11 protein-coding genes are annotated in these 12,488 nt (G+C 74.9%); 4 read left to right on the forward strand and 7 right to left on the reverse strand.

Annotation, left to right across the window (positions count from 1 at the left end):
• The first annotated feature begins 7 nt into the window (after nt 1-7).
• The gene (locus tag AB0E05_RS26530) at nt 8-1,519 is read left to right on the forward strand and encodes an MFS transporter (RefSeq protein ID WP_361967810.1); all 1,512 of its coding nucleotides are present in this window, start codon (nt 8-10) and stop codon (nt 1,517-1,519) included.
• Nucleotides 1,520-1,526: 7 nt separating this feature from the next.
• On the opposite strand, the gene AB0E05_RS26535 is transcribed toward AB0E05_RS26530, so the two are convergent.
• Both AB0E05_RS26535 and AB0E05_RS26540 read right to left on the reverse strand, forming a co-directional pair.
• Nucleotides 1,527-1,916, reverse strand: coding sequence for a cupin (locus tag AB0E05_RS26535; RefSeq protein ID WP_361967812.1), 390 nt, complete (start codon nt 1,914-1,916; stop codon nt 1,527-1,529).
• Nucleotides 1,917-1,924: 8 nt separating this feature from the next.
• Nucleotides 1,925-2,821: an alpha/beta hydrolase gene (locus tag AB0E05_RS26540; RefSeq protein ID WP_361967814.1), complete on the reverse strand. Its 897-nt coding sequence runs from the start codon at nt 2,819-2,821 to the stop codon at nt 1,925-1,927.
• Between the two features lie 117 nt (nt 2,822-2,938).
• Here AB0E05_RS26540 and AB0E05_RS26545 point away from each other — a divergent pair, with 117 nt between their 5' ends.
• Nucleotides 2,939-3,994: a helix-turn-helix domain-containing protein gene (locus AB0E05_RS26545; RefSeq protein WP_361967816.1), complete on the forward strand. Its 1,056-nt coding sequence runs from the start codon at nt 2,939-2,941 to the stop codon at nt 3,992-3,994.
• A 193-nt stretch (nt 3,995-4,187) separates the two neighbouring features.
• On the opposite strand, the gene AB0E05_RS26550 is transcribed toward AB0E05_RS26545, so the two are convergent.
• From AB0E05_RS26550 to AB0E05_RS26560, 3 genes are all read right to left on the reverse strand, one after another.
• The gene (locus AB0E05_RS26550; protein WP_361967818.1) at nt 4,188-4,886 is read right to left on the reverse strand and encodes a DUF998 domain-containing protein; all 699 of its coding nucleotides are present in this window, start codon (nt 4,884-4,886) and stop codon (nt 4,188-4,190) included.
• A 99-nt stretch (nt 4,887-4,985) separates the two neighbouring features.
• On the reverse strand, nt 4,986-5,282 hold the full coding sequence (locus tag AB0E05_RS26555) for a hypothetical protein (RefSeq protein WP_361967820.1): 297 nt from the start codon (nt 5,280-5,282) through the stop codon (nt 4,986-4,988).
• Between the two features lie 176 nt (nt 5,283-5,458).
• A complete protein-coding gene (locus tag AB0E05_RS26560) occupies nt 5,459-6,445 on the reverse strand; it encodes a LysR family transcriptional regulator (RefSeq protein WP_361967822.1) in 987 nt (328 codons plus the stop codon).
• A 92-nt stretch (nt 6,446-6,537) separates the two neighbouring features.
• Between AB0E05_RS26560 and AB0E05_RS26565 the strand changes: the two genes are divergently transcribed.
• On the forward strand, nt 6,538-7,047 hold the full coding sequence (locus tag AB0E05_RS26565; RefSeq protein ID WP_361967824.1) for a RidA family protein: 510 nt from the start codon (nt 6,538-6,540) through the stop codon (nt 7,045-7,047).
• Nucleotides 7,044-7,904, forward strand: coding sequence for an NAD(P)-dependent oxidoreductase (locus tag AB0E05_RS26570; protein WP_361967826.1), 861 nt, complete (start codon nt 7,044-7,046; stop codon nt 7,902-7,904). Before AB0E05_RS26565 ends, AB0E05_RS26570 begins: the two co-directional genes overlap by 4 nt.
• A gap of 103 nt (nt 7,905-8,007) precedes the next feature.
• Here AB0E05_RS26570 and AB0E05_RS26575 read toward each other — a convergent pair whose 3' ends face one another.
• Together AB0E05_RS26575 and AB0E05_RS26580 are read right to left on the reverse strand one after the other, a co-directional pair.
• Complete coding sequence (locus tag AB0E05_RS26575; RefSeq protein WP_361967828.1) at nt 8,008-8,850, reverse strand: hypothetical protein; 843 nt, start codon at nt 8,848-8,850, stop codon at nt 8,008-8,010.
• A gap of 32 nt (nt 8,851-8,882) precedes the next feature.
• Nucleotides 8,883-12,359 (reverse strand): hypothetical protein, encoded by a 3,477-nt coding sequence (locus AB0E05_RS26580; RefSeq protein WP_361967830.1) that lies wholly within the window; start codon nt 12,357-12,359, stop codon nt 8,883-8,885.
• Nucleotides 12,360-12,488: the final 129 nt, after the last annotated feature.

Here is a 12,488-nt window from a genome sequence, read left to right on the forward strand (position 1 = left end):
TTTAGTCATGGCTGTAGGAGAAGAAGCAAAGGGCGTGGTGAGCGAGGGACGCGATCCGCGGCGGTGGGTGATCCTGGGTGCGGTCTGCGTCGCGCTGACGGTGATCGTCGTCGACAACACCGTCCTCAACGTCGCGATACCGACCATCGAGGACGACCTCGGCGCCGGCCCGGCCGAGTTGCAGGCGGTGGTCAACGCGTACGTCGTCGTCTTCGCCGGGCTGCTGGTCGCCGCCGGGCTGCTCTCGGACCGCTACGGACGCCGACTGACGGTCGTCGTCGGGCTCGCGATCCTCCTCCTGACCTCGCTGGGCGCGGCCTTCGCGCCGTCCACGGGCTGGCTGATCGCGGCCCGCACGGTCATGGGCGCCGGTGCGGCGCTGGTCATGCCGGGGACGCTGGCGATCCTCGTGCACGTCTTCGACCCCGAGGAGCGCGTCAAGGCGTTCGCGGTCTGGTCGGCGGTCGGCTCGGCCGCGATGGCGGCCGGGCCGCTGGTCGGCGGGGTGCTGGTGGACGAGTGGGGCTGGCCCGGGGTCTTCGTCATCAACGCCGTCCTCGCCGCGGTCGCGATCGTGCTCGTCGGCTGGCTGGTCCCGGAGTCCCGCGACCGGCGGAACCGGCCGGTCGACGTGGTCGGCGCGGCGGCGATGACGCTGGCCATGGGGGCGTTCGTGGCCGCGGTGACCTTCGTCGCCGACCACGGCCCGCTGTCGCCGACCGTGCTCGGCTCCCTCGCCGCGACGGTCGTCGGCGCCGTGGTGTTCCGGGCGCGACAGCGTCGCGCACCGTCGCCGATGGTCGACACGGGGCTGTACCGGGACCGTCGGTTCGTCGGGGCCAGCGCCGCGGTCGCGGTCCTCGCCGTCGGCACCGGCAGCGTGCTGTTCGTGCTGACCCAGCACCTCCAACACGTCATGGGCTATTCACCGGTGCGGGCGGGCCTCGCGGTCGTGCCGCTGGCCGTCGGGGTGGTCGCCGGCTCGCCCGTCGGCGCCCGGTTGCCGGCCCGGATCGGCCACCGGCGCGCGATCGTCGCGGGCTTCACCGTCACCGCGGCCGGCTTCGCCGTGCTCGCCCTGCTGACGCCCACCAGTCATTACGCGCTCGTCGCGACGGGGCTGCTGCTGGCCGGCGTCGGCTCGGGGCTCGCGTCGCCGGCCGTGCACACCACCGTCCTCGGGGCGGTGCCGCCGGACCGCGCGGGCATGGGGTCGGCCCTCAACGACACCCATCAGCAACTGGGCGTCGCCCTGGGCGTGGCGTTCGTCGGCTCCACCGTCGCCGCGGGCTACCGGCACTTCGCGCCCGCGGCGCTGGACGTACGGTCCGGCTCGTCCCTCGGCAGCACGCTGAGCGAACTCGCTGACGGACAGCGGGACGTGATCGACGCCGCGCACCTCGCGTTCACCCGGGCCCAGAGCGTCGCGATGCTCGTCTGCGCCGCGTTCGCCGTCGCCGGTGGCGCCATCGCCTGGCGGGCTCTGGCGCCCGATCATCCGCAGCAGCCGAAAGAATGACAGGTAGTCAGATTCGCGGCTCCAGACGGCTGCCGTGCGGCAGCGTCACGGACAGGATGTCGCTGGGGGCGGTGAGCTCGATGCGGTGCCAGCGTCCGCGCGGGACGACGACCGCGGTGCCGGCCGGCAGCTCGACGGATTCCGCCTCCGCCGCCTCCCGGGGGCGGAGGTGGAGGCGGATGCCGCCGCTGAGGCAGGCGACGACCTCGTCCGCCTCCTCGTGCACCTCCCAGTGGTCGGCGTGGACGTCGGCGTCGGTCTCCGCGTGGAAGGCCATCACCTGCCAGGCGTCCCACGCGGGGTCGAACTCCTGTGGTGTGACGCTCACGTGGCCGTCGCGGTGGAGGCGGAGGAAGGAGGCGAAGAGGTCGATCGGGGTCACGGTCGTCGCGGTCATGGCGGGGCTCACTCCGCCAGGGCCCGGCGCAGGGCCGCGCACACGCCGGCGATCTGCCGCTGGGAGACGTCCGCGGACAGCACCGCCTGCGAGCCGTGGAACGTCCCCGCCCACTGGTGCAGTTCGACGGAGACGCCCGCCTGGAGCAGGCGCACCGCGTAGTCGACGTTCTCGTCCCGGTTCGGGCAGAACTCCGCGGACGAGACGTACGCGGGCGGCAGCCCGGACAGGTCGGTGGCGCGCCCCGGTGCGGCGTACGGCGTGGCGGGCGTCGTCCCCAGGTAGTGCCGCCAGCACGCGCCCACCATCTCCCGGTTCGCCCACGGGGTGTCGGTGAAGTTCCGCTGCGACCAGGTCTCCTGGCGGTCGTCGAGCGAGGGCTCGTTCAGGAGCTGGAAGTGGATCCGCGGGCCCTGTTCGTCCCGGGCGCGCAGCGCGAGCGCCGCGGCGAGGTTGCCGCCGGCGCTGTGGCCGCCGACCGCGACGCGCTCCGGGTCGACGCCGAAGTCGGCGGCGTGCGCGGCCGTCCACTCAAGTGCGGCGTATGCGTCGTCCAGCGCGGCGGGGAAGCGGTGTTCGGGCGACACCCGGTACCCCACCGAGACCACCACCGCGCCGGACCCCGCGGCGATCCGGGCGGCCCAGTGCTGCTCGGTCTCCAGGTCGCCCATGACCCACCCGCCGCCGTGCATCCAGACGACGGCGCCGCGCGCCTGGTGCGGCACGTAGACCCGTACGGGCACGTCCGGGTCCCCGGGGACCGTGCGGTCCTCGACGGTCATGCCCGAGGTGTCGGGCGCGGGCCGGGACGCGGAGCGGTCGGCGTAGTCCTTGCGCATCGCGAACGGGTCGGACAGGTCGGGGCGGGCGAACAGGGGCAGGAAGGCTTCGAGTTCGGGATCCATGCCGACGATCCTCGCCGGTGCGGGCCGCGGAGCCGTCCGCCGACCGTCGGGCGTCCGGGCCGGGTCGCGCGCCGATCGGCGCGCCGCCGGTCCGGGGCCGCGCCCTATCCTCCAGCCATGGAGGCACTCGCTGCACGGTTGTCGCACCTGGACGCGCAGGCCGAGGGCGCGATCCGCATCGTCATGTTCTACGACACCCTGATGCGCCGTCGGGTGGACCTGCCGGCGCTCGCCCGGGCGACGGCGGGGCTGGCCGAGTGCGTGGTGGGGATCCGGCTGCACGGCACGGGGTGGACGGTCCGGGTCGGCCCCGACGGACGCGAGCTGTCGCAGCCGTCCTCCGTCGTGTCGGCCGAACTGCCGGTCACCCTCGACGAGGAGGCCATCGGCACGGTCTGGCTGGAACGGCCCGAGGCGCCCGGACCCCTCGACGAGGAAGTCCTCGACCGGCTCGCGATCGCGGTCACGTCCGTCGTCGAACGGTACGGGCCGGCCCGTACGACCATGGCGGACCCCGCCCTCGTCGAGCTGGTGATCAGCACCGACTGCGACGAGGCGGCGCGGGCGCGGGCGCTGCGGCTGCTGGGGTTCGCGGTCGAGGCGCCCGTACGCGTCGTCGCCGTCCGGTCGCGGCTGCCGCTCGACCGGATCGGCGCGCTGCTGTGCCCGGCCGGCCTGGTGAAGGCGGCGCCGCTCGCGGACGCGGGCGTGGTGCTGGCCACCGCGGTCGACCGGGCCGCGCTCGCGGTGCTTCCGGCGGGGGTGCGGGCGGGTGTGGGGGGTACGGGCAGCCCGGACCGGTCGTGGTGGCAGGCCCGTACCGCCCTGCGCTTCACCACGGAGCGCGAACCGTTCGTCGAATACGCCGAGTTGGGCGCGCTGGCGCTGCTCGCGCAGGTGCCGGCCGGTGCGGTGCGGGCGGACGCCGACGTGGCCGCGGTCGCGGCGCTGGCCGCCGCTCCCGACGGCCCGGACGACCTGGCGACGCTGGACGCGTACTGCACCACCGGCTCCCTCCGCCGCGCCGCGGAGCTGCTGCACCTGCACCACAGCAGCGTCGCGCGCCGCGTGGAGCGCGTTGGCGAGGTGCTGGGCGTCGAACTCACCTCGCCGCGCGGGCTGCTGCGGGCGAGGTTGGCGCTCACGGCGTGGCGCCTCCTCGGCGACGCGTAGCCCGCGGTGCGGGTGGGCCGTGGGGCAGCCTCGCCGTCTCCCTGCGGGGTGCGTTGGCCTCTGCGGGCCGTCTGTGGCTTGTCGCGTAGTTCCTCCCCCCACACCCCGAGGGCTTGGGGGTACCTCCCGGGCCGAAGGCCCAGGGGGAGCGGTGCCAGGGGCACGCGACCCGGCAAGATCCGGAAGAGCGGGCCTAGCGCGTGGTCTTCAGGGTGCGTAGGGCCAGGAGCGTCAGCCAGGCGCAGCCCGTTGTGATCGAGGTGCGTTGGGCGAGGCCGGCCCGGCGGCCCGGGGCGTCGGGGCGGCCGAAGGCCCAGCCGGAGTAGAGGAAGGTCGCCGCGGTGACGGTCGCCGCCGCGGCGGAGCCGGCCGCCCAGCCGTGCTCGCCGCTGGCGCGGCAGGCGCGGGCGTAGCTCGCCTCGGCCGCGATCAGCGAGCCGAAGGCGAGGAGCGAGAACGCGTCGTGCAGGCCGCCCGGGACGGTGATGTCCGGGTCCTGTGGAGCGCCGGGCGGATAGTCGCCGACGGGGTCGGTGACGAAGGCGCCGGCGCCCAGCAGGCCGACGCCCCAGCCCGCGACGAGCCGCGGTCCCCACGTCGAGCCGTGGCCGGGCGTTCGGCGCAGCCCTTCCGCGAGGGCGAGGGTGAGGGCGCCGGTGGTCAGGAAGTTCGCCGTCTGCACCCGGCCGTACGGGCCGAGCGCGAGCGAACTGACGGGGTGGCGCCGCCCGTCGTAGTGCGCGCGCAGGGCGCCCTGGACGGCGAAGGCCGAGACGAAGAGGGGTCCGGCTGCCACCCCGGTGGCGAGCAGCGCGCGGACGCGGGACGTGCGCGACCGGCCGCGTCGAGCGGGCGGGGGGACGGGCAGCGGAAAGCGCACGGGCAAGCGCACGGGGACCTCCGGAGGGCGACGGACCGCGTGCCGTCATCCTGGGTTGACATCTGGGCCGATGTCAACCCCGATTGACGTGCGTACGGGAGGATCCCGTGATCAGGCCCCGTCAGGCGCGGGGCGGTTCGGGGCCCGGCTGCGCCCGCCGAGGCGCTTGTCCGCCAGGGCCCAGACGGCGAAGAGCACCGTCAGCGCCGTTGCGGTCCACAGCACCGGAGGGACCCACGGCGGGGCCGACGACGCCTTGGAGACCCGGCCGGAGTTCTCGTACTCGCACCACTGGTCGGGCGGGAAGACGTCGTAACCCGTGTCGGTCATGTCGCCGTTCGCCGAGGCGGCGTAGCGGCAGTCGTTCGACTCGGGAAGGAGCATGAGCAGCGCGGTCGCGTACGCCACGCTCAGTGCGATGAAGGACCAACTGAAGGCGGCCCACAAGGGGCTGCGTTGGGCGGGATGGGGGGGTGGTTCGCAGGCTCTCATTTTCCTGCCTAGGGGGTCGGGGACGGGGTGGGGGTGCGGGCCGGGAGCGTTCTGGTGCCCGGCCGTTCCCTCCATGATGCCGATGCCTGGGGCTACGACTTGGACCCGGCCCTGCGGAGCGCCCGTACGAACCGTCCGGCGGACGCCGACGGGCGCGGGCCCGTCGCCGCGTACACGCCCCGGTACGGCGGGTCGACGAGCGGCCGGATCAGCAGGTCGGGCCGCAGCGCCGGGACGAGCAGACCCGGCACCAGCATCACGCCGTGGCCCGCGGCCACGAACGCCTGCTTCCCCAGCCAACTGCCGCAGGCGATGTCGACGCGGGGTGCGAAGCCGGCGCGGGCGCAGGCGGCGGACAGCACGGCCGCGGCGCCCTCGTAGTCCTCGACCCAGGTCTCGTCGGCGAGTTCGGCGAGGTCGAGCGGGGTGCCCGCGCCGTGGCTGCCGTCGCCGTGGATGTCGTCGTGGGCGGCGAGCCGGTGGCCGCGGGGGAGCGCGCACCGCAACGCGTCGTCGAGGAGGTGGGTCAGCGCGATGCCGTCCCGGCCGCCGTCGCGGTCGTGGGCTTCGGCGGGCAGCCCGGGCGGGTAGTCCGTGACGACGGCGACGTCCAACTCGCCCTCCCGGAGCCGGCCGAGCAGCCGCGGCGTGAAGTCCTCGACGAAGACGACGCGTACGTCCGCGCGTGGCGTCGGTGCGGCACGGTCCGACGCGGAGCCGTCCGGCCCGTCGTCGGCGAGGAACAGGCTCAGCGCCCGGGGGAGCAGCGTCGCCGACGCCGTGGGGACGCCGCCCACCCGGAGGGTGGTCACGGGCCGCTCCCGGGACGCCGCGACGTCGCGTTCCGCACGCTCCACGCGCTGGAGGATCGCCACCGCGTGCTCCAGCAGCACCGAGCCCGCCGGGGTGGGGCGGACGCCACGGGCGTGGCGCTCCAGCAGGGGGGCGGACAGCCGGGACTCCAGCGCGGCGATCTGGCGGGACAGCGCGGACTGCGTGTAGCCCAGCGCCTGCGCGGCTGCGCTGATCGAGCCCAGTCGGCAGACCTCGCGGAAGGAGCGGAGAGCGATGACGTCCATGAGGGGCACCGTGTCAGGGTATGCGGCTGGCGCATGGGTGATCTGCGGGATATGCGCTAGTGGAATGGTGCGGTGCGGGTCAGGATTCCCGCATGAGCAACAGGAACGACACCAGCGACACGAACGACACGAGCAGCACGACACCCACCGCACCCGCATCATCGAGTCGGCTCACGTACGTGCCCAACCCCCGGGGCGTCGCCCCCGGCACCGGCTACACCAACGTCGTCATGGGCACCGGCCGCCTCGTCGCGATCTCCGGGCAGATCGCCAACGACGAGAACGGCGACATCGTGGGGGAGGGCGACCCCGCGGCCCAGGCGCGCCAGGTCTTCGAGAACCTGCGCCGCTGCCTCGCCCACGTCGGCGCGGACTTCGGCGACGTCATCAAGCTGACGTACTTCGTCACCGACATCGCCCATCTGCCGGCGGTGCGCGCCGCGCGCGACGCGTACGTGAGCGCCGACCGCCTGCCCGCCAGCAGTGCCGTGCAGGTGGCCGCGCTCTTCAGGCCCGAACTCCTCCTGGAAGTCGAGGCGTTCGCGGTGCTCCCGGAGGAGCGGGCGGGTGGCGCGCCGGCGCAAGGGGAGGGCGTCCGATGAAGGTCGCGGTGTGCGGCCTCGGCCGGATGGGCGCGGCGTTCGCCGCCGCCCTCGCCGCCGACGGCCACGAGGTGAGCGCCTGGAACCGTACGCCGAAGCCGGAGTCGACCGCCGCGACCCCGGCCGAGGCGGTGCGGGACGCCGAGGTCGTCGTGGTCATGGTCTTCGACGGGCCGGCGGCGGACGCGGTGCTGCTCGGGCCGCACGGCGTCGCCTCCGGCGCGTGCCCTGGCGCGCTCGTCGTCAATGCGACCACCCTCGCGCCCCACGAGGCGCGCCGGTTGGAGAGCGGGGTGCGCGCGGCGGGCCTGCGCTATCTGGAGGCGCCGGTCCTCGGCTCGGTGCCGGCCGTACGGAAGAAGGCGCTGCACGTCCTGACCGCGGGCGACGAGGACGACGCGCGCGCCGCCGAGCCCGTACTGCTGGCCTGGTCGCGCGAGGGCAGCCGGCGCCACACCGGGCCCGTGGGCACCGCGGCCGGCTTCAAGCTGATCGCCAATCTGACGCTCGGCACGGCGATGGGCGCGCTGCACGACGCCGTACAGCTCGGCGCCGTACTCGAACTGCCCCGCACGCAGGTGCTGGACGTCCTCCAGATGGGGCCGCTCGGCCACGTCGTGGGCCGCAAGCGCGAGCGACTGGACCAGGACGCCTACGAGGACGCCGACTTCACCGTCGACGGGCTGGTGAAGGACCTGACGCTGGCGGTGTCGGTGGTGGAGGACGCATCGGCAGCCACGGGGGTGTTGCCGATGGCCGAAGCTGCGGCCGGGCTGGCGAAGCGGGCGGCGGCCCGGGGCGACGGCGCCGGCAGTCTGGACCTGGCGGTCCTGGCTCGTACGCCCGACCTGCGTTAGCCCGCGGGGCCGCTGCCCTGGACCCGTTCACCCACCCGGATGCCACGCACCGAGCGGGGACGGGGCGGGCCGGGCCGCGAAGGAGTGTGCGGCCCGCCCCGCCTCACAGGTACGGCGCGAGCGTCGCCGCCAGCGCCGGGCTGCGCAGATAGCTCCGCGCGCAGTGGAAGTCCACGAGCCGCACGCTCTCCGGCAGGTCCAGGTCGATGTCGGGGAAGTAGCGCTTCAACGGGCGGGGGACGGCGACCGGATCCCCGTGGTCGGCCAGGTTCACCCAGCGGGCCACCCCCGGCGGTCGGCTGCCGCGGCCGTCGACCGGGGCCGGCAGCAGCCGGTGGAAGACCCCGTGCGGCAGGGCGAGCGGCGACCCCAACGTCACCAGCAGCTCCACCTCCAGCTCCGGGTGGGCGTGCAGCGCCTCGTACGCGACGACCGTGCCCAGCGAGTGCGCGAGCACCACCCGCGGCCGGTGCGCCGCGATCACCGCGGCGACCTCCTCGCGCGCCGCCAGCCGGGCCGGCGCGTCCGGGGCCCGCAGATAGGTGTTGACCTCGCGGGCGGCCAGCGCGATGAAGGCGCGGGTGAGCCGGCCGTCCAGGGAGAAGCGCTTGGCCACCACGGAGGCGAGCTGCCGCAGCGGCACCGCGAGACGCCCCTGCGCGGTGATCCGGGGCAGGTCCAGCTCCGCCGTCCACCGGGTCACCAGCGCGACCTCCTCCGGGGTGAGCCGGTCCAGCGCGTCATCGGACCGGCCCTGGGACACCGGCATCGCCGCGTGCAGATGGTGCGCGTAGTACGCGAAGGCCAGTGCACCTGCGGGCAGTTCGGCGCCCGACCCCTGCGCGAGGTGCGCGCTCCATTCGCCCGCCCGGTGGGCGGCGACCTCTTCCGGCGCGCGGCCGGCCTTGTGGTTGCCGATGCCGTGGACTGCGACGACGAGGGACATGACGATGTGCTCCCGGGTGTTGGCCGTACGGGTCAGGGGCAGGGCGTCAAAGGCGGCAGGTGGGGGCCGGGTGCCAGAGGCGGCAGGTGGGGGCCGGGCTTCAGGGCGACGACGGTGTCCTTCAAGGCGACGAGGAGGCTGCCGTCGGACGCGACGGCGAGGCTCCGCGGCACGCTCGGCAGCCGGAGCGTCTCCCGCACGGCGCCCGTCGCCAGGTCCCAGACGCGTACGGTCCGGTCCGCGCCGCCCGTGACGGCGTGGGGGCGGTCGCCCAGGGCGGCGGAGGCCACGCACCACACGGTCTGGCCGTGGCCCGCGAGGGTGTGCACGGCCGCGCCCGTCGCCAGGTCCCAGACGCGTACGGTGCCGTCCGCGCCGCCGGTCACGGCGTGGGGGCGGCCGTCGACGGCGACGGTCGTGGCCGCCAAGACGGGCCCCTTGTGGCCCGTGAACGTCCGGACCCGGGTCCGCGCGGACAGGTCCCACAGGCCCACCGTGCCGTCGTGGGCGCCGGTGACCACGTGCGCCGTGCCGTCCGGTGCCGCCGCCACACAGCCCAGCGGCGCGCCTTCGGACACCAACGGCTCCCCGATCGCCCGGTGTTCCCGCAGGTCCCACATCAGCAGCACGCCGTCCGGGGTGCGCCACCGCGGTTCCTGGCTGCCGCACAGCACGGCCACCTCACGGCCGTCCACCGTGGTGCAGGTGACGCTGCCGAGGTCCAGCCGATCGCCGAACCTCTCGTGCCGGACCGTCTGCATCTTCGGCAACTGCCACAGGCGCAGCTGGGAAGAGGGTGTGCCGGGGAGGGAGTACGTGTGCACGGTGACCGCGAAGGGGTTCCCGTCCAAGGAGGTGAGGCTCGCGTCGGCCGCGTGCTCGGCGTTCCCTCCGCCGCTGTACCCGACTGACTCGCGCCCCTCGACCAGGTCCCACAGGTGGACGTGCCCGCCCGCCGAACCGACCAACAAATGGGGTCGTCCGTCGACGTCCGCCGTCACCGTCGTGTGGATGGGGGAGCGCCGGTCCACCGTGGCCCATTCGTTGTCGGGCATCTGCACATGGGCCTGGCTCAGCGGCATGGACCCGATCTGCCGCACGCGCCACGGGCACCCCGGGGACAGCGCTTCGACCGCCTTCGACTTCCCCTTGGCCGCGGCTGCGACGGCCAGGAACAGATGGCGCTGCGAGGGGTCCAGATCGCGCAGCGAGTCGACGTGCTTGGCGTACGACTCGGCGGACGGCGGCACCTCGTGCAGGCGCAGGGCCGCCCAGCCCAACGGTGCGAGCAGCGGCATCAGGTGCTCCGGCGGGGAGTGCACCAGGAACTGGGTGTCGCCCAGCAGCTCCGCCAGCCGGTCCGCCTCGGCGGCGTGCCGGGCCGCGTGCCGCAGGACGTACGGTTCGGCCGTGTGCCAGTGGCGGGGCGTGCCGGCGAGCGCGAGCAGCCGGGTGAGGACGGCGTCCGTGCGCGTGGGGCCGGCGGCGGCCCGCAGTCGGTCCGCGAGCCCCTGGTGGAAGAGGCGGTACACGGTGCGTCCCTCGGCGTCGACGTCCCGCCGCAGGTAGAAGCGCGCGGCTTCCAGGACCGTGCGGACTTCCTCGATGTCGGGACCCCCACCCGTGTCGCCACCGATGTCGGGACCCCCGTCTGTGTCGGGATCTCCACCGTCCTTGCGGAAGGCCGGTGCCGTCGCCCGTACGACCTCCTCCGGCATCCCCGCGCCCCGTGCGTACGCGAGCGCCGACAGCACCTCCCGCAGCCACGGCGTGTCCTGCGGCCCCTCGTCGCCGTCGAGGTCCAAGCCCAGGTCGAGGTGGAGCAGCTGTCCCAGGTCGCGCGGTACGGCGGTGCTGAGCCGGTGCACTTCGCCGGGGTCGACCGGGGCCGCCCGCAGCACCAGGTGCCGCAGATACAGCGCGGCCACCAGGAACTCGCCGTACTGCTTGTTCTTCCTGCGGGTCAGCGTCCGGGCGATGCCGTCGGCGAGTTCGTCGACGGTCGCTTCGAGGCCCGCGGCCGAGTACCGCGGCGACACCCGCAGGACATCGCGCACGTAGGCGCGAAGCTCGCCGTGGAGCCGACGCCGCGACACCTTGTTCAGGTCGACGCGTCCCGCGCGGCCGGCCCGCCGGAACAGCGCCCGGAACCGGAGCTCGGGACGGACGCCGACGAGCATCCGGCACACCGGCGCGAGGGTGAGCAGCGCCGCCGCCAGCTCGCGCGGGTGCTCGGCCTCGTCCAACGCGTCCAGCACCAGCACGGCCCGCTGGCCGTCGAGCGCGGACACGACCTCCTCTGCGGTGCTCACCCGTCCCAGCTCCCACTGCCGCCCCAGTGCGCCCATCACGTCGGCCACCGAGCGCTGCCGCGCGTGCACCACCGCCAGCCGGTCGACCACCGGCGGCGGTTCGCTGAGCGACTGCCACAGCCAGTGCGCCTCGGCCCGCAGGAGCGGGTGCGCCGCGCACACCAGCATCCCGAGCAGCGCCGACTTGCCCACGCCCGCCTTCCCCGTGAGCACGCACAGGTCCCCGCCCTCGCCCCGCAGCCACGCGGACAGCGCCTGCACTTCCGCGTCCCGGCCCCGGAACAGGCCCTTCCGGTCGTCCCCGAAGACGCCCTCGGTGCCGGACGCCCGCCCCGTGAAGTGCCGTACGTCCGCCACCTCGTCGAAGAGCGGCGCGGCCAGCCGGTCCAACTCGGCGCGCGGCCCCTCGACGGTGCCCGTTCCGTAACGGGGATTGGGGAAGAAGGCGAAGTGCGGCAGGTCGGCGCCGGACTCCGGGGCGGGCGGCAGCACCCGCTGCACCTGGCCGGCGCCCTCCGCCACGTACGCCGCGACGCGCTGCCGCACCTCGCGGGAGAAGAAGTCCAACGGGACGTGCGACACGGACGGGTCGACCCGGAGCCGGCCGTCGACGAACGACTCCAGGACCTCGGCGACGGCCCGCGACAGCCAGCCCTCCCAGGCCGGTTCGTCGATCTCGTTCGCGGACATCACCCACGTCCGGCGCTCCTCCGCGCGCAGCGCGTGCTGCCACGGCAGCCGGGCCGTGCCGCCCGCGAAGCACAGGTCCAACAGGAACAGCACGTACGGCGCGGAGTCGGCGGGCTCGGCGTCCTCGACGGACCTCAGCCACTGCTCGACGCCGGTCCCGGTCCGCGCGCCGTCTCCGCCGACGGCGTACAGGGCGCCGCTCCTGCCGAGTTCGCCATGTGTGAGGAGGTGCACGACGACGTACCCGGGCCCGGAGGCGAGGACGCGCTCGACGGCGCTCTGGAGCGCGGGTGCGGTGGAGGCGGGGTCGTGGGGGTGGTCGGGGGTGCGGTAGCCGAAGGCGCGCAGGGCGTCTTGGATGCGGGTGGCGTAGGCGGGGGCGTAAGGGAGGTGGGCGCGTGGGGGCGTGCCGGCGCGGTCGAGGTCGTCGAGGTCGTCGGCGTCGGCCGCACCTTCGATCCCCACGACCAACGCGCGATGCGCCGCGTGCTGTTGCTGCCCGTCCATGATGCGCTCCCCCGATCCGCCCGCGCGCGCGTCCGCGGTCAGCCACTGTAGGCGCGGGACGCGGCGCGCGAACGGGGTTTGCGCATGCGGGGTGCGCGGTGACTGCGCAGGGGCGCCCGTGCTGCCCCG

Origin of the sequence: Streptomyces sp. NPDC048057, assembly GCF_040653095.1 — a bacterium.
GTDB lineage: Bacteria > Actinomycetota > Actinomycetes > Streptomycetales > Streptomycetaceae > Streptomyces.